Annotated in this window: 15 protein-coding genes; 11 read left to right on the top strand and 4 right to left on the bottom strand. The window is 65.6% G+C overall.

Annotation, left to right across the window (positions count from 1 at the left end):
* Positions 1-132 precede the first annotated feature (132 nt).
* From ACFWAY_RS06245 to ACFWAY_RS06225, 5 genes are read left to right on the top strand one after another with little or no spacing between them, the layout of a single operon-like run.
* Positions 133-1,299 carry an aromatic ring-hydroxylating dioxygenase subunit alpha gene (locus ACFWAY_RS06245; protein ID WP_378510152.1) on the top strand — a complete coding sequence of 389 codons (1,167 nt, stop codon included), beginning with the start codon at positions 133-135 and terminating at the stop codon, positions 1,297-1,299.
* Positions 1,296-2,948: a BCCT family transporter gene (locus tag ACFWAY_RS06240; RefSeq protein ID WP_378453706.1), complete on the top strand. Its 1,653-nt coding sequence runs from the start codon at positions 1,296-1,298 to the stop codon at positions 2,946-2,948. Before ACFWAY_RS06245 ends, ACFWAY_RS06240 begins: the two co-directional genes overlap by 4 nt.
* Entirely contained in the window at positions 2,945-4,465 is a 1,521-nt protein-coding gene (locus ACFWAY_RS06235; protein WP_378453705.1) for an aldehyde dehydrogenase family protein, read from the top strand. Before ACFWAY_RS06240 ends, ACFWAY_RS06235 begins: the two co-directional genes overlap by 4 nt.
* A 57-nt stretch (positions 4,466-4,522) precedes the next feature.
* Entirely contained in the window at positions 4,523-6,091 is a 1,569-nt protein-coding gene (locus ACFWAY_RS06230) for an APC family permease (protein ID WP_378510151.1), read from the top strand.
* A complete protein-coding gene (locus tag ACFWAY_RS06225; RefSeq protein WP_378510150.1) occupies positions 6,088-7,710 on the top strand; it encodes a GMC family oxidoreductase in 1,623 nt (540 codons plus the stop codon). The genes ACFWAY_RS06230 and ACFWAY_RS06225 overlap by 4 nt, the downstream gene beginning before the upstream one ends.
* On the opposite strand, the gene ACFWAY_RS06220 is transcribed toward ACFWAY_RS06225, so the two are convergent.
* The 4 genes from ACFWAY_RS06220 to ACFWAY_RS06205 all read right to left on the bottom strand — a co-directional run bounded on the left by ACFWAY_RS06220 (position 7,619) and on the right by ACFWAY_RS06205 (position 11,507).
* The gene (locus ACFWAY_RS06220) at positions 7,619-8,794 is read right to left on the bottom strand and encodes an alpha/beta hydrolase family protein (RefSeq protein ID WP_378510149.1); all 1,176 of its coding nucleotides are present in this window, start codon (positions 8,792-8,794) and stop codon (positions 7,619-7,621) included. The two genes, ACFWAY_RS06225 and ACFWAY_RS06220, sit on opposite strands and share 92 nt — an antisense overlap.
* A gap of 379 nt (positions 8,795-9,173) precedes the next feature.
* Positions 9,174-9,797, bottom strand: coding sequence for a 3-oxoacid CoA-transferase subunit B (locus ACFWAY_RS06215; RefSeq protein WP_378510225.1), 624 nt, complete (start codon positions 9,795-9,797; stop codon positions 9,174-9,176).
* Positions 9,794-10,582: a CoA transferase subunit A gene (locus tag ACFWAY_RS06210; RefSeq protein ID WP_378510148.1), complete on the bottom strand. Its 789-nt coding sequence runs from the start codon at positions 10,580-10,582 to the stop codon at positions 9,794-9,796. The genes ACFWAY_RS06215 and ACFWAY_RS06210 overlap by 4 nt, the downstream gene beginning before the upstream one ends.
* Entirely contained in the window at positions 10,575-11,507 is a 933-nt protein-coding gene (locus tag ACFWAY_RS06205; RefSeq protein ID WP_378510147.1) for a LysR family transcriptional regulator, read from the bottom strand. The genes ACFWAY_RS06210 and ACFWAY_RS06205 overlap by 8 nt, the downstream gene beginning before the upstream one ends.
* 304 nt (positions 11,508-11,811) lie before the next feature.
* Between ACFWAY_RS06205 and ACFWAY_RS06200 the strand changes: the two genes are divergently transcribed.
* From ACFWAY_RS06200 to trxA, 6 genes are all read left to right on the top strand, one after another.
* Positions 11,812-12,855, top strand: a complete 1,044-nt coding sequence (locus ACFWAY_RS06200; protein ID WP_378510146.1) for a hypothetical protein — start codon at positions 11,812-11,814, stop codon at positions 12,853-12,855.
* Between the two features lie 14 nt (positions 12,856-12,869).
* The gene (locus ACFWAY_RS06195; protein ID WP_378510145.1) at positions 12,870-13,472 is read left to right on the top strand and encodes a hypothetical protein; all 603 of its coding nucleotides are present in this window, start codon (positions 12,870-12,872) and stop codon (positions 13,470-13,472) included.
* Entirely contained in the window at positions 13,469-13,723 is a 255-nt protein-coding gene (locus ACFWAY_RS06190; protein ID WP_378510144.1) for a NifU family protein, read from the top strand. The genes ACFWAY_RS06195 and ACFWAY_RS06190 overlap by 4 nt, the downstream gene beginning before the upstream one ends.
* A 141-nt stretch (positions 13,724-13,864) precedes the next feature.
* Positions 13,865-15,076: an acyl-CoA dehydrogenase family protein gene (locus ACFWAY_RS06185; RefSeq protein WP_378510143.1), complete on the top strand. Its 1,212-nt coding sequence runs from the start codon at positions 13,865-13,867 to the stop codon at positions 15,074-15,076.
* A gap of 13 nt (positions 15,077-15,089) precedes the next feature.
* Entirely contained in the window at positions 15,090-16,040 is a 951-nt protein-coding gene (trxB, locus tag ACFWAY_RS06180) for a thioredoxin-disulfide reductase (protein WP_378510142.1), read from the top strand.
* Positions 16,041-16,190: 150 nt separating this feature from the next.
* Positions 16,191-16,547: a thioredoxin gene (gene trxA / locus ACFWAY_RS06175; protein ID WP_378510141.1), complete on the top strand. Its 357-nt coding sequence runs from the start codon at positions 16,191-16,193 to the stop codon at positions 16,545-16,547.
* Positions 16,548-17,204 lie beyond the last annotated feature (657 nt).

Raw genomic sequence — 17,204 nt, 5'->3', positions numbered from 1 at the left:
GGATCGGGCACGCATGTCGTCACATTCGGCAACGACGCCCCCTGCGATCTGCGCCCCCCTACGCACACAGACATCAGGTCACAGCTCGACCGACACGCATCTTTCCCGGCAACGAAAGAAACGGTGACATCTATGTCCGCTCCGGACGTCCAAGCCCCCGCCCCCGCGCCCGCACCGGCACTGATCCCCACCCTCGGTGGCCGGTACTACACCGACGCCGACATCTTCACGGACGAACAGGAGAACCTGTTCGAGGCGATGTGGTTCTGCGCCGTCCGCGCCGCCGATCTCGCCGACCCCGGAGCCTTCCGGAAGATCACGGTGGGCCGGGAGAGCGTGCTCCTCGTCCGCGGCCGCGACGGAGAACTGCGCGCCTTCCTCAACATCTGCCGGCACCGCGGCGCCATGCTGTGTACCGAGGACGAAGGCCAGATCCGCAGAAACCTCCAGTGCCCCTACCACGCGTGGACGTACGGACTCGACGGCAAACTGGTGGCCGCCCCCAACATGGCCGCGCTGCGGGACGAGACCGGAGCCGACATCGACCGGGTGCGGTACGGACTGGTGCCGGTCGCGCTTCGCGAATGGCTCGGCTACGCATGGGTGTGCCTGGCCGACGAACCGCCGTCGTTCGAGGACGAGGTCGTCGGCGCCGTCACCGAACGACTCGGTGATCCGGCCGACATCGACCGGTACCAGATCGGAACCCTCGAACTCGGCCGCCGGATCGTCTACGACGTCGCGGCCAACTGGAAGCTGATCATCGAGAACTTCATGGAGTGCTACCACTGCGCGACCATTCACCCCGAGCTCACCGAGGTACTTCCCGAGTTCGCGGACGGCCTTGCCGCACAGTACTTCGTGGGGCACGGTGCCGCCTTCGGTGACGACGTCGAGGGATTCACCATCGACGGAAGCGGCGGATTCGAGTCGCTGTCCGGCATCAGCCCCGACCAGGACCGCAAGTACTACGCCATCACGATCCGGCCGCAGGTCTTCGTCAACCTCGTGCCCGACCACGTCATCTTCCACCGCATGTACCCCGTGTCCGCGGATCGCACCATCGTCGAATGCGATTGGCTGTACTCGCCGGAGGTCACCGCATCGGGTCGCGACCTCTCCCGTTCGGTGGAGCTGTTCCACCGAGTCAACCAGCAGGACTTCGACGCCTGCGAGCGGACTCAGCCCACGATGGCGTCGAAGGCGTACCGGAACGGGGGTGTGCTGGTGCCCGCGGAACACCACATCGGCGAATTCCACGACTGGTTACTCGAAAGGCTGAGCGGGGATCCCCGATGACCTACGCCGGCGAACAACCGAGGGTGACCGACCCTCCCAGGGTGAATGGTGTCGATCCGAAAGCCCGACAGCAGGCGCAGGCGCCGGAGCCGGCAGAGTCCTCCGACGGCGAGGGGCGGCGGGGCGTCGACAAGGTGGTGTTCGGCACGGCCGCGGCGCTCGGTGTCGGACTCATCCTGTGGGGACTGCTGGCACCGGAGAACCTCGCGGTCGTGTCGACCGCGGCGCTGGACTGGCTGGTGGCCGACCTCGGTTGGCTGTTCATCGCCGCGTCGTCGGCGTTCGTCGTCTTCTCGCTCTTCCTCGCGTTCTCCCGGTACGGCCGGATTCCGCTCGGCCGCGACGGCGAGAAACCGGAGTTCCGCACGGTGAGCTGGATCGCGATGATGTTCAGCGCCGGCATGGGAATCGGATTGATGTTCTACGGCGTCGCCGAACCGCTCGCCCATCTCGTGAGCCCGCCGCCGGGAACGGACGGCTCCGTCGGGTCGGCGATGGCCACGACGATGTTCCACTGGGGGCTGCATCCGTGGGCGATCTACGCGGTCGTCGGGTTGTCGATTGCGTACGGCTCCTATCGGCGTGGCCGCAAGCAACTCATCAGCGCCGCATTCTTCCCTCTCCTCGGTCGCCGCTCGGAAGGAGCCGCGGGGAAGGTCATCGACATCCTCGCGATCATCGCGACGATGTTCGGCACCGCCGCGTCGCTCGGACTCGGCGCACTGCAGATCGGTTCCGGTCTCGAGATCATCGGCTGGATGGGCCACGTCGGCACGTTCGCGCTCGTCGCCCTCGTCGGGCTGCTGACGTTCGCGTTCGTCGGTTCGGCGGTGTCCGGAGTGGCGCGGGGCATCCACTGGCTGTCCAACATCAACATGGTGCTGGCGGTGATTCTCGCGCTGTTCGTATTCGTGCTCGGTCCGACCGTCCTCATCCTCAATCTGCTCCCCACCGCGATCGCGGACTATGCGGCGCAGCTCGCCACCATGTCGGGACGGACGGCCGCGAGTTCCGGCGACGACACGGCGACCTGGCTGTCGTCGTGGACGATCTTCTACTGGGCGTGGTGGGTGTCGTGGACTCCGTTCGTCGGAATGTTCCTCGCCCGGATCAGCCGCGGCCGCACCATCCGGCAGTTCGTGATCGGCGTGATCGTCATTCCCACCTCGGTCAGCCTCGTGTGGTTCGCGGTGTTCGGCGGCGCCGGAATCGGACAGCAGCAGGACGGAGTCGACCTGGCGGCGCGCTCGTCGACCGAGGGCCAGTTGTTCGGGATGCTCGACCATCTGCCGTTGACGGGGTTCGCCACCGTGCTGGTCATGGTGTTGGTTGCGATCTTCTTCGTGTCCGGCGCCGACGCCGCGTCGCTGGTAATGGGCACGCTGTCGCAGCGGGGTGCACGAGAACCGAGCACGTGGGTCGTCATCTTCTGGGGAACCCTCACCGGGGGCACGGCGGCACTCATTCTCTGGACCGGCGGCTCGGACGCGCTGCAGGGTCTGCAGACGATGACGATCATCGCGGCCGCGCCGTTCCTCCTGGTGATGATCGGATTGTGCTTCTCGCTGTACCGGGACCTCTCCCGTGATCCGCTCATCGTCGGTTCATCGAAAAAGTATGCACACGAGAGGGTTTCGGACACAGTATGAAGATGACGGCACTATCCGAGGATCTCGACGCCGCGAGGTTGTTCGGGAAGGTGAATTTCGTCGCGGGGGAGTGGGTCGCGGCGACGTCGGGCCGCACCCGCGACTGCATCGACCCGGCAACCGGGAACGTGATCGCCACGGTCGACGAGGCGTCGCCCGAAGACGCCGGGCGAGCCGTGCAGGCGGCCCGGTCGGCCTTCGACGCCGGGGACTGGCCGGAGACGGCGGTCGCCGTGCGATCGGCGCTCCTGTCGCGTATCGCGGATCTCCTCGAGCGCGACAAGGAGGAACTGGCGCGTATCGAGACGCTGGACACCGGTAAGACGTTGGTGGAGAGCCGAATCGACATCGACGACGTCGTCTCCGTATTCCGGTACTACGCCCGGCTGGCCCTCGTCTCCAGCGACCGGGTGGTCGACGTGGGTGACCCCGCCGTCGTATCCCGGGTCGTTCGCGAACCGATCGGGGTGTGCGTCCTCATCGCGCCGTGGAACTATCCGCTGCTCCAGATTTCCTGGAAGGTGGCACCTGCGCTGGCCGCCGGTTGCACGATGGTGCTCAAGCCCAGCGAAGTCACGCCGCTGAGCACGATCGCGTTCGCCCGGCTGATCGAGGAGGCGGGTGTGCCCGCCGGTGTCGTCAACCTGGTGCAGGGGAGCGGCGCCGACCTCGGACCCGCGCTGACCGACACCGGTGACGTCGACTTCATCTCGTTCACCGGTGGACTCGCGACCGGCACCACCATTCTGGAGACGGCCGCGAAGCACGTCACGAAGGTCGCCGTGGAACTCGGCGGGAAGAACCCGCACATCGTGTTCGCGGACGCCGAGTGGGAGTCGTCGGTCGACCAGGTGCTCACCGGCGTCTTCCTGCATTCGGGGCAGGTGTGCTCGGCCGGGACGCGGTTGATCGTCGAGGAGTCGATCGCCGACGACTTCGTCGCCGCCCTCGTCTCGCGCGCCGAGGCCATCCGCGTCGGCCCGGGGCTCGATCCCGGCAGTGAGACCGGGCCGCTCGTGTCGACGGCGCAGCGCGACAAGATCGAAGCCTATGTGGCACTGGGTATCTCCGAAGGAGCGGCACTCCGGACGGGTGGCTCCCGGCCCGCCGATTCCGCGCTCGACGCCGGCAGCTACTACCTGCCCACCATCTTCGACCACTGCGACCGGTCCATGCGCATCGTGCAGGAAGAAACGTTCGGGCCCATTCTCACGGTCGAGAGGTTCACCACCGAGGAGGACGCGGTCCGGCTCGGCAACGACACCGAGTACGGCCTCGCCGCCGGAGTCCGGACGTCGGACGCCGCCCGCGGCGAACGGGTGGTGCGCCGCCTGCGCCACGGGACGGTGTGGCTCAACGACTTCGGCTACTACACCGCGGCGGCGGAATGGGGCGGATTCAAGAAGTCCGGCAACGGGCGCGAACTCGGACCCGCCGGGCTCTCGGAATACCAGGAAGTCAAACACATCTGGAACAACACGACCTCGCCTCTCGCGGGTTGGTTCACCGCGACCTGACGTGCTCCCGGCAGGGGCGCGCGAGCAGGCCTACTCACCTTCTCAGGAAGTGATCGAATGACCAGTACCGACAATACGACCGGCGATCACGACAGTGGACTCGAGGAGTTCGGCTACAAGGAGTCCCTCGATCGCAGTATCGGCAAGTTCGCGAGCTTCGCCGCGGGCGTCAGCTACATTTCCATCCTGACCGGCACTTTCCAGTTGTTCTACTTCGGATTCGGCACCGCCGGCCCCGCCTATCTGTGGTCGTGGCCGCTGGTGTTCGTCGGCCAGCTCGCCGTGGCATTGTGCTTCATGGAGCTGGCCGCCAAGTATCCGATCGCCGGCTCCGTGTACAACTGGGCGAAGACGCTCGGCAGCAGAATAGTGGGGTGGTCCGCGGGCTGGCTGATGCTCACCGCGTCGATCGTCACCCTGTCGGCCGTTGTGCTGGCGCTGCAGCTCAACCTGCCGCGGCTGTGGAGCGGCTTCCAGATCGTCGGTGACGGCACCGGGGAACACGACTTCGCCACCAACGCCGTCATTCTCGGGACCGTGATGATCGGCTTCACCACCGTCGTCAACGCGCTCGGTGTCCGTCTCATGGCGATGATCAACAGCGCCGGCGTGTTCATCGAAATCATCGCGGCGGTGCTGATCGCGATCATCCTCGCCGCCAACATGACTCGCGGCCCGCAGGTGTTCTTCTCCGCCCACGGGTACGGCGCCGGTGAAAGCGGTGGATACCTCGGGGCGTTCCTGGTGGCGACGCTCGCGTCGGGCTACGTGATGTACGGCTTCGACACCGCGAGTTCGCTGGGCGAGGAGACGGTGGAGCCCCGACGTACCGCCCCCAAGGCGATCTTCCGTGCGATCCTCGCGTCGTTCGTGATCGGCGGCGCGATCCTCGTGTTCGCCGTGATGGCGGCACCCGACCTCGACGATCCGAAGATCGGCGCGTCGGACGGCAGCCTGCAGTACATCGTGGAGCAGGTGATGTGGGGTCCGCTGGGCACGATCTTCCTGGTGTGCATCGTGATCGCGGTGACCGTCTGCTCGCTGGCGGTGCACACCGCCGCGATCCGGCTGACCTTCGCCATGGCCCGCGACAACGCACTCCCGTTCGGTGAGCGGCTCGCCCGCGTCCACCCGCGAACGCGGACACCCGTCGTGCCTGCGGTGACGATCGGGGTGGTGGCCGCGCTGATCCTGGTGGTCAACATCGGTCAACCGCACATCTTCACCGTGCTGACCTCGATCGCGATCATCATGATCTACCTGGCCTATCTGATGGTCACCGGACCGATGCTGAAGAAGAGGCTGCGGGGTGAGTGGCCGCCGCGGGACCTGAAGGAGGGCGGCTACTTCACGATGGGCAAGTGGGGATTGCCCGTCAACATCGTCGCACTCGTGTGGGGAATCGGGATGGCCCTCAACCTTGCCTGGCCGCGCGAGGCCGTGTACGGGGAACCTTGGTACAACACGTGGGGTGCCTTCGTCTACATCGGCGTCATCCTCGGGTTCGGACTGTTGTGGTACCTCACCACCGGCCGGCACCACATCGGAACGTTGACGTCACACTGCGCGGCGGTGGTAACGCCCGCGCCGGAATCCGAACCGAACGACAAGGAGCTCGCTCGATGACCGACGGCGAATCGAAGAGCACTGCAGGGGAATTCGACTACGTGATCGCGGGTGGTGGCAGCGCGGGCTGCGCCCTCGCGGCACGTCTCAGCGAAGACCCGTCGGTGACGGTGTGCCTGCTCGAGGCGGGCCCGTCCGACGTCGGGGACCGGGCGATCCTCGAGCTGTCGCAGTGGATGCATCTGCTCGACTCCGGGTACGACTGGGACTACCCCGTCGAGCCGCAGGAGAAGGGCAACAGCTTCATGCGGCACGCCCGGGCCAAGGTCCTCGGTGGCTGCTCGTCCCACAACTCGTGTATCGCATTCTGGCCGCCGGCCGAAGCACTCGACGACTGGGAGGCGATGGGCGCCTCGGGATGGGGTGCGCGTGACATCCTCCCGTACGTCAGCCGGCTGGAGAGCAACGACGCCCCCGGCGAGGGGCATGGCCGCAGCGGGCCCGTGCGGCTGCGCGACGTCCCGCCGAACGACCCGTGCGGACACGCGGTTCTCGACGCCGCCGCCGCGGTGGGGATGCCTACTGTCGCATTCAACCGCGGCGGAACGGTGCTCAACGGCGCAGGCTGGTTCCAGATCAACGCGTCCGAGGACGGCACCCGGATGTCGTCGTCGCACGCCTACCTGCACCCGATCCTCGGAACCCGGCCCAACCTGGAGGTCCGGACCGGCTGCTGGGTGAGCGAGATCCTGTTCGACGAACAACAGACGGCGACGGGCGTCCGGTACCAGCGTCCCGACCTCACCGGCTACGACACGGTGTCGGCGCGGCGGGAGGTGGTGGTGACGGCCGGGGCGATCGACACCCCGAAGTTGCTGATGCTGTCGGGTATCGGTCCGGCGGAGCATCTCGCGGAGTTCGGGATCCCCGTGCGCGTCGACTCGCCCGGTGTCGGATCGAACCTCGACGATCACGTCGAGGGGCTCGTGTTCTGGGAGGCGTCCCGGCCGATGGTCACCGAATCGACGCAGTGGTGGGAGATCGGACTGTTCGCGACCACCCGGGAGGGCCTGAACCATCCCGACCTGATGATGCACTACGGCAGTGTCCCGTTCGACATGAACACCCTGCGGTGGGGTTACCCGACCACCGACAACGGATTCTGCCTGACACCCAACGTCACTCAGGGCCGCTCCCGCGGAACGGTCCGGTTGCGGTCGCGGGACTTCCGGGACCGTGCGGCTGTCGACCCCCGGTACTTCACCGACAGCGAGGGCCACGACGACCGGGTGATGCTGTCCGGGGTGAAGCTGGCCCGCACGATCGCCGAGCAGAAGGCGCTACGCGGGTGGATTGCCCGCGAACTGGCGCCGGGACCCGATGCGGTGACGGACGCCGAGATCCTCGACTACATCCACAAGACCCACAACACGGTGTATCACCCCGCGGGCACGGCCCGCATGGGCGGCGTCGACGATCCGATGGCGGTGCTCGACCCGGAACTGCGGGTCAAGGGGGTTCGAGGACTGCGGGTGGTCGACGCGTCGGCGATGCCGAAGCTGCCGCACGTCAACCCGAACATCACGGTCATGACGATGGCCGAGAGGTGCGCGGATCTGCTCCGCGGCCGGGCTTGGTCCGGGCTGCGGGCGGCGGAGTCGACGTTGTCCGAGGTCTGATCCGGGCGTCGATCGCCTCGGCGGTCCTTCGCCAGATCTCGCTCTCCGGATCGATGACGGTGAAGTGATCGCCGGGACCCTCGATCCGGACGACGTCGTCGGGTGTCGCCGCGGCGGTTTCGTGGTACTCCCTGCTCATTTCCAGCATGTCCGGCTCGTCGTCGGCGGCGCACACCACCAGCTGAGCGGTGCCCAGCGGCAGTCGCTCGATCGGCGACGACCGTTCGTACGTCGCACGGTCGCCGGCCCAGGTGCTGCCGACGGCGTCCGCCACCGCGCCCTCGCCGAGGTGGCGTTCGCCGGCGAGTCTCAGATTCAGCACCCCGGCGAGGCTGACGGCCAGCGCCGGACGAACCGCTGCGTCCTCGGCCGCGGCGTCGGCGGCGGCGCGGAGCGCGAGCTGAGCACCGGCCGAGTGGCCGAGGATCACGACACGGTCCGGGTCCGCCTCCGGGACGGTCGTGACGGCCTGTAGGGCGTCGGCGACATCGGACATCATTGCGGCCCAGCGGTTGTCCGCACCCCGCCGGTACTCGACATTCCAGGTGACGTACCCGCGGGCCGTCAGGTCGATCGCCAGCGCGTCCATCAGGTCGAACTCCCAGCGAGGACGCCAGAATCCGCCGTGGATCAGCACGGCGACGGGAAAGGGGCCGTAGCCGTCCGGGATCCGCAGTTCGGCGCGCTGATCGGGGTGGTCGCCGTAGCGGACGATCCGTGCGGGGTGGAAGCGGTGGTGATACCAGCTGTCGACGGCGTAGCGGAGTCCGTCGAGTCCGCGCCCCCGGATGTGGACCCGGGTGCCGGGCGAGCGGTCGGCCTCGCACTCCCCGAGATCGACGCGGACCGCCCCGCCGGCCGGGGCGGTGAAGGAGGCCCCGGTACCGGGCACGGCGATGAACTCGCCTCGCCCCGCCGCCGACCGCACTGCCCGCTCCAGCCCGGCGGTATCCACGGCGAACGTCAACTCGCCGGTCAGGCCGCGCGCATCCAGCGCCCGGCGCACGAGGTTCTCCGTGGTTCCGCGGTGCGCCACCACGCCGGGGGCGAGGACGATGTCGACTCTGCGCGTTGGTTCGCTCACCGGGTCACCGTACGTACCCGTGACGACATCTGGCCAGGACACGCGAGATCCGTGCGAGGACGGCCAATTGGTAGCGATTGTCTGAGGTCGTGGCACAGATTCAGACAGAATTTTTTTCAACCGCGATGTCATCCATTTATGAAAGTCACGATGCTGCTGATAATCGGAAGGATTCACCGGCTCCCGATCGGTCGATGTGGCGTCGGTTGAAACAACAGATCAAAAGTAATCCACAAACGAATACCGCGATACAAATTTGCATCGCGGTATTCGACAGACAGTCGGGCAGTGAGGAGCCTGCATGATAAAGATTCGCGGTGGATTCCGTAGGGCAGGGAAGATGTGCGCGCCGTTTCCGATCCCCCCGAGCGGCAGAACGTCAGGCAGGATGCAGCAGGCTTGCCAGCTGTTCGTGGTCGATCGACACGCCCGGCGCCCACTCGCGCACGCTGAAGTGGTCGCCGCGGACGTCCAGCACGCCGATGTCGGTGATGACGGTGCTGATGCAGCGTTCTGCGGTGAGGGGGAGACTGCAGCGGCGGACCAGTTTCAGGCTGCCGTCGCGGGCGCGGTGGGTCATTACGACGATAACCTTCTTGGCACCGTTGGCCAAATCCATCGCCCCACCAATGCCTTTGACAACCGATCCGCCGTCGGACCAATTGGCCAGATCGCCGGTGACCGAGACCTGCATCGCGCCCAGCACGGCGACATCGATATGACCGCCGCGGATCATCCCGAAGGAGTCCGCGGAGTCGAAGAACGATGAGCCCGCGATGGTCGTGACTGTCTCCTTGCCCGCGTTGATGAGGTCGGGATCCACCTGTCCGGGGGCCGGATAGCCGCCCAATCCCATGATCCCGTTCTCCGAATGCAGCATGATCGGTCGATCACGCAGATGATTGGCAATCAGAGTGGGGATGCCGATGCCCAGGTTGACATGCTCCCCGTCACGCAGTTCCGCAGCTGCTCGGGCAGCGATCTGCTCTCGTGACCAACTCATGCCACACCGCTCTTTACGACCGCACGGGAAACCGGTGGACACACAGTGCGCAGACGTTCGATCGGCTTGTGTATCTCGCCTTTCAATTCCACGACGCCGGAGACGAACACCTCCGGCAAGTGAATATCGTCGGCGGCGATCAGGCCCGCGTCGACTACGTGCACGACCTCGGCGACGGCGACGCGAGCCGCCATGGCGCACAGAGGGTTGAAGTTGCGCGCCGAGGCGTGAAACCGGAGATTGCCCAACGTGTCCGCGATCTCGGCGCGGATCAGCGCGATGTCGGCGGTGAGACTGTGCTCGAGCAGACACGGGCGCCCATCGACGGTGTCGACCTGACGTGCAGCCGAATACTCGGCCACTTCCCCCTCGCGGGTGTATCGCACCGGAATCCCACCGTTGGCTACCGCGGTGCCGACCCCGGTCGGGGTGTAGAAGGCGGGAATCCCCGCCCCGCCGGCACGCAGTTTCTCGGCGAGGGTGCCCTGGGGGACAAGGTCCACGCGCAGCGATCCCTGCAGGTACTGCGCCAGGAACACCGGGTTGTCCCCGATATACGATGCGGTCACTTGGGCGACACGCCTGGCGCGCAGCAACGCGGTGACGGCGGAATTGGCCGGACCGCAGTTGTTGGTGATGATGTGCAGATCGGTAGCCCCCGAGTCGAGCAGCGCCTCGAGCAGCGCTGCAGGCATGCCGCACAATCCGAACCCGCCGACAGCGATGGTTTGCCCGTCGGTGACCGCGGCCACCGCGGTTTCGGGTGTGTCGAGAACCTTATTCATCCTGATCTCCTCTGGTGGTGATGATGTTCCATATGCCGGAGTTGGTGCCGTGGTCCTCGTCGTCGACGACGGTGCTGAACTGGTCGATGGCGAACTGCCGGAATGTCTGCGCAGGCTCGGCCAGATCGACACCCGCGCGCCAGGCCAACCCGATCTCTCGGTAGGCGCCGGTGTCGGTAAGCGGTACCTCGATCAGGCCTGCAACCGGTGCCGGGGCGGCGGGCACGATGGCGACCCCGAGTCCGGCTGCGACCAATCCTCGCAGGGTGCTGACGCCGGCCGCCTCGAACGCGATTCGCGGTTCGAATCCGGCTGCGTGGCAAAGCTCGTCGGCCATGTGACGCATGTAGTTGCCCGACTTCAGGGTCACGAAGTCGTCGCTGGCCGCCGCCGCCAGCGGCGTGTCGGATTCACTGGCGAGGTAGTGCTGCCCCGGGACCGCCAGCACCACTCGCTGCACGCCGAGCCGGGCGATCCCGATATCGGGCCGTGTCGGCAGCGGCGATGTCACGCACAGCTCGACCTGGCCTTCCTGCAACAGGCGCAACAGTTGATCGGCACTGTCTTGCATCAGCGAGAACTTGATTTCCGGCGATTGCTCGCTGAACCGGCGCAACAACGAAGGTACGGCTTGCTCTCCCAGAGTGTGCAGAAAGCCCAGCGTGACTTGTCGACGAGCCGCGCCGACCTGCAACTCGTCGATGGCCGCCACCAAGATTGCCAGTGCCTGCCGCACGGGTTCCACCAGCTTCTCGCCCTCCGCCGTGAGTGTGATGCCGCTGGGCACGCGGGCGCACAACCGGGTCTCGAGGACATTCTCGAACCGGGCCAGGTGCCGAGTAAGCGTTGGCTGCGGCACACCCAATGCCGCAGCGGCCTTGGTGATCTGCCCTTCCTGGGCTACCGCGGCAAATTGCACCAGCATCGGACACAACGTATTCAGAACGTCATGCGAAAATGATTTATTTGGCTCATTCATTTCCGTATATCCTCAATTCAAAATTGACTTTTCCCCAAGTGTCGAATCATCGTTGACCCTTGTTTCGAACACCTGCTAACGTCGAATTTAGAGCACCGACATGCGGCAGGGCAATAGCTCCTCATCGAGCAATTACTACCGACCCGCATCCGGCGGGCTCCGATTTCGAATAATCAACAATGGCAACCGAATGCGGATTGCCGGAAGCCATCTAATCCCAAAATTGATGGTTCATGCGAAGGGAAAAGGGATGATAACCGAAGAAATAGCCGCCGACGCGCTGGATATGTTCGAGACATTTGTCAGCGCGGGGTGGACCGACGGTCTGCCCGTCATTCCGCCGACCGCACGCCGGGTCGCGGAATTCGTCGAACGCGCCGGACACGGCGCCGATGAGGTCATCGCCGAGGTCGCTCCTCTCGGCGGCGCGGCGACGACCGAGAAGATCGCCGCCAACGCCATCATGGCAGGGTGCACGCCGGACCACATGCCGGTGTTGATTGCCGCCCTGCAGGCTGCCACCGATCCGGCGATGAACATCGGCGGCATGCAGTGCTCGACGCACATGGCATCGCCGTTGCTGATCGTGCACGGGCCGATTCGCGACGAGCTGGGTATCAACTCCGGTGCCAACAGCTTCGGGCAGGGTGTGCGGGCCAACGCGACCCTGGGGCGCGCCCTGAAGCTCGCGCTGGTCAATATCGGCGGATCGCACCCCGGCGAGGCGGACAAGGCCACCCTGGGCCAGCCCGGCAAGTTCACGTTCTGCATCGGCGAGAACGAAGCGGACTCGCCCTGGCCGGCCCTGCACGTCGACCGGGGGCTGTCCAAGGCCGACAGCGCGGTCACTCTCTACGGTGCCGAGGGCCCGCAGAACATCAACAACCAGGCCGCCGACAACCCATACGACATCCTCACCACCGTCGCGGGCATGATGACGAACCTCGGGTCGAACCACATCTTCATCCAGGGTGAGAGCTTCGTGGTGCTATGCCCCGAGCACGCCCAGATCATTGCCAAGGCCGGTTGGACGAAGGCCGACATCAAGCACTTCTTGTTCCAGAACGCCACACGCAGCGTTCGCGAGATCGGGGCAGGCGGTATCCACGGCCGCAAGGTGCGCAACTACCCGACCTGGCCGCGCTTCGTCGACGCCGACGATCTCGACGCCCGCGTCCCGGTCACCCGTCGCGTCGATGACATCACCGTCATCGTCACGGGCGGCCCCGGCCGACACTCGGCATACCTGCCCGGCTGGGGCACCCGGTCGGTTACCCGCAAGATCGAAGCATGAAAGGTCAGCAGCACATGTCTACTGCGATCGATGACAATAAAAAAGAGTGGGCAACACAGTATTTGGTCGACAAGCTCGGTCTGGTTGATCCGACCGTGAACGCCGCCGACGCTGCCAAGTCCAAGCCCAACGGTGCTGCCGCACCGCGCCTGGCCGCGCTCGCCGGCGCTCGCGGCGTGCTGCTGGACAACACCAAGGGCAACGCCGGACCGCTACTGCGCCACGTGGGCGATCTACTCGAGAAGAAGTACGGTGTCCGGCCACTGACGATGGAGCGCAAGATCGTCTACTCCCGCCCGGCCGACCCAGCACAGCTCGACGAGCTCGCCCGTGACTACGAGTTCGTCGTGACCGGCGTCGGTGCGTGCGGCTCGTGCACCTCCGGCTGTGTGCGCGACGCTGTCGACCTCGAGGCCCGCGGCATTCCGACCGTCGCGATCCACACGACGGTCTTCATGAACTCTGCGATCGCCCACCGTGGTGCGTTCGGTCGTCCCGACCTGCAGTTCGTGCCGGTTGAGCACCCCATCGCCGCGGTCAGCGACGCCGAGCTCGAGCGGCGCGCCATCGCGCTGGTGGACGATGTCGCGACGATTCTGATTGGTAGCAAGGCATGAGCAGCATTCGAGAAGACGTCGAGAACGCCCTCGATGGGCTGAGGCAGGGCTTCCAGGCCGACGGTGCGGACCTGACCGTCGAAGAGGCGACGGAGTCCCAGGTGACACTTCGGCTGGTGGGCAGCGACGAGACCTGCTGGGAATGCATCGTGGCCCCCGACCAGCTGCGTGACGTGGTGGGTTCGGTGCTGCACGACAGCATCGGCTCGCAACCCTCGGTCGAGGTGATCGACCCACGCAGCGACCAATGAGCGATCGGTGGCCGGGATTCCGTCAGAGCCGGCCCGAGCAGGCACGGGTCCGCCCCCGTGACCCGTTGCGCGGGCATCTCACCCGGCCACCGATGCCCTCACCCTCATCCCTGCATCGAAACGACCCGAACCGAGAAACCAATGACTTCGACCGCACACTCTGGAGCCCATGCCGACACCGGACAGAGGCGCCCACTGAACCCCCACGACTTCTTGAATATCGACTTCTGCTTGTCGGAGGAGGAGCGGCTCATCCGCGACACGGTCCGTGACTACGTTCGCCGTGACCTGTTGGGCCGGATCCCGGACGCCTACGACAACGCGTACCTTCCGGAGGACTTCCCCAGGGCTGCAGGCCGGTTGGGGTTGTTGGGTATGCACCTGCAGGGATACGACTGCCCCGGCACCAGTGCGGTCGCCTACGGGCTGGCGTGCCTGGAACTCGAAGCCGGAGACAGCGGCCTGCGGAGCTTCGTCTCGGTCCAGGGTTCGTTGGCGATGTTCGCGATCTGGCGATACGGGAGCGAGACACAGAAGCAGACCTGGCTGCCGGCGATGGCAGTGGGAAAGGCGATCGGATGCTTCGGCCTCACCGAGCCAGACGCCGGTAGCGATCCCTCCGCGATGCGCACCACCGCCCGCCTCGAAGACGGCCAATGGGTTCTCAACGGCAGCAAGATGTGGATCACCAACGGCAGCATGGCGGCCGTCGCCGTGGTGTGGGCGAAGACCCCCGACGGGGTCCGCGGATTCCTCGTACCCCGACACACCCCTGGCTTCTCCACACGCGACATCACCCACAAGATGTCCCTGCGCGCCTCCACCACCTCGGAACTGGTCTTCGAGGACTGCACACTCCCGAGCGAGGCAATCCTTCCCGAGGCGCACGGGTTGAGCGCACCGCTGTCCTGCCTGACCGAGGCACGATTCGGAATCATCTGGGGAGCGGTCGGCGCCGCGCGTGCCTGCTACGAGGCGGCGCTCGACTACGCGAGCACCCGAACGCAGTTCGGGCGGCCCATCGCCGGATTCCAGCTCACCCAGAGCAAACTCGTCGAAATGCTGACCCACCTCAACACCTCCTTGATGCTCGCCCTGCACCTCGGCGAACTCAAGGACGCCGGGCAACTGCACCCGCAGCAGGTCAGCTTCGGCAAGCTCCACAACGTGCAGAGCGCACTCGACGTGGCGCGCAGCGCCCGCACCATCCTCGGCGCCAATGGCATCACCCTCGAGTATCCGGTGATGCGGCACATGACCAATCTCGAATCCGTCCTCACCTACGAAGGCACCGGCGAGATCCACACCCTCATCGTCGGTCAGGCCATTACCGGTCTGCCCGCGTTTCACTGACATTGGAGCAGCCATGGATTCCCCACGCAACGTCATCATCATCGGCGGCGGCCCGGCCGGGTACACCGCCGCCATCTACACCGGCCGCGCCGACCTGAACCCCCTGGTCGTCGAGGGCACCCAGTACGGCGGCGCTCTCATGCAAACCACCGAGGTCGAGAACTTCCCCGGGTTCGTCGAAGGAATCCAGGGCCCCGAACTCATGGACACCCTGCGCAAACAGGCCGCATGCTACGGAGCGGACCTACTCACCACCGACGTCTCCGCCGTCGATCTGACCGGTGAGATCAAGACAGTCACCATCGGCGACAACACCTTCGAAGCACGGACGGTGATCCTGGCGATGGGATCGGCCTACCGCACCCTAGGTATGCCCAACGAACAACGCCTGTCCGGGCACGGCGTGTCCTGGTGCGCGACCTGTGACGGGTTCTTCTTCCGCGATCAGCACATCGCGGTTGTCGGCGGCGGCGACTCCGCCCTCGAGGAAGCGATGTTCCTGACCCGCTTCGCTGCCAGTGTCACCGTGGTGCACCGGCGCGACACACTGAGGGCATCGAAGATCATGCAGGAACGCGCGTTCGCGAACCCCAAGATCCGGTTCCTCTGGAACAGCGTCCCCGAAGACGTTGTCGGCGATCAACAGGTGACCGGCCTGCTCGTGCGCAACACCGGCACCGACGAACAGTCGACGGTACCGGTCACGGGTGTGTTCGTCGCGGTCGGTCACGACCCACGACACGAACTCGTACACGGTCAAATCCCACTCGACGACGAAGGCTACGTATTGACCGAAGGCCGCTCCTCACGCACCACAGTGACCGGAGTGTTCGCATGCGGCGACCTCGTCGACCACACGTACCGGCAAGCCATCACCGCCGCCGGCAGCGGCTGTACCGCCGCACTCGACGTCGAACGCTACCTCGCCGACACCGCCGCCGGTGGCGCCGTCGCGAGTGGATAGGGATCGACGAACACCGACTCGGTCCCGGACCTGCGGTCCTTTCCCGGTCGGCATAACGCCCGATCCCCGGCTCGACAGCCGCTGACCAGCAGCGCCCACCAAACCCGAATCAACCGATTCCGGTCCGACACACAGGCAAGGGAACTGATCATGTCCGATCATGCACTAACAGTCACCGATGATTCCTTCGACGAACGCGTTCTGAAGAGCACCCGACCGATCCTCGTCGACTTCTGGGCACCATGGTGCGTGCCGTGCAAGAAGCTGTCGCCGATTCTCGACGAAATCGCGGCAGAGAGTAGCGACAAAATCGTAATCGCGAAGCTGGACATCGACGCAAACCCGAACTCCGCCAAAAGCTACCGCGTCATGTCCCTTCCGACCATGGTCGTCTTCCGCGACGGCGAAGTCGTCGGCAGAATTACGGGCGCCAAGGACAAGGCCACATTGCTGAAAGACATCGACGCTGCCCTCTCCGTGAGCGAAGACACCGCCAACTCGATGTGAAGTGGAATCTCGTCGGCACCGTGAATCGATTGACGATCTGAACCAACCCGGGGCACGGAACGGCGTGACGTTGGCGATGCGCCCGCCGTGTATAGCCCGGCCGTTCGTCTCGGCGAGGGCATCATCGTCCGCGACCGACCCGAACGCCGGCAGCCTCGACGCCAAGCGCGGAAGATCGGTGCGACCCCGAACCAGGCTCGGCGCTCTTTCGCCGTGACGACCGCAGGTGAAGCAGGAAATCTGGGGTCACCCTATTCCGCCACTTCGCATCAACACTTTGATGCGCGATGCCGCAGCTGCCGGCAGTCACGGTCCGAACCTGTCCGCCGGCCAATTCTCGGCCATCCGCGCCAGCCGGTAGACTCCAACACCCGACGCACCGTCGAGGCATGCTGGCCAAGTAGTTATGCCCTTCGTGGGTCTCACGGGTGCACACCCGGCACCTCCACTTATGCGACGCGCAGCGTGCGGGCACGAATGCGGACGGTTGCTACTCCGCACACTCAAACCATTTATTCTTGAATACCAACATTCAATTTCGAATCCCGGTTCAAGGGTTATTTTCGAAGCCCGCCAGAGGTAGTGTGGTCCCTATCACTGCAGCAGATGGTGCTTCAGTCCCGGAAGGTACCACGCAATTTTGAAACGTCGGGTCTA

Origin of the sequence: Rhodococcus sp. NPDC059968 (assembly GCF_042738615.1) — a bacterium.
In the GTDB taxonomy this organism is placed as follows: Bacteria; Actinomycetota; Actinomycetes; order Mycobacteriales; family Mycobacteriaceae; genus Rhodococcus_F.
The sequence above is the reverse complement of the archived record's forward strand: the minus strand, read 5'-3'. Positions and strand labels throughout refer to the sequence as shown.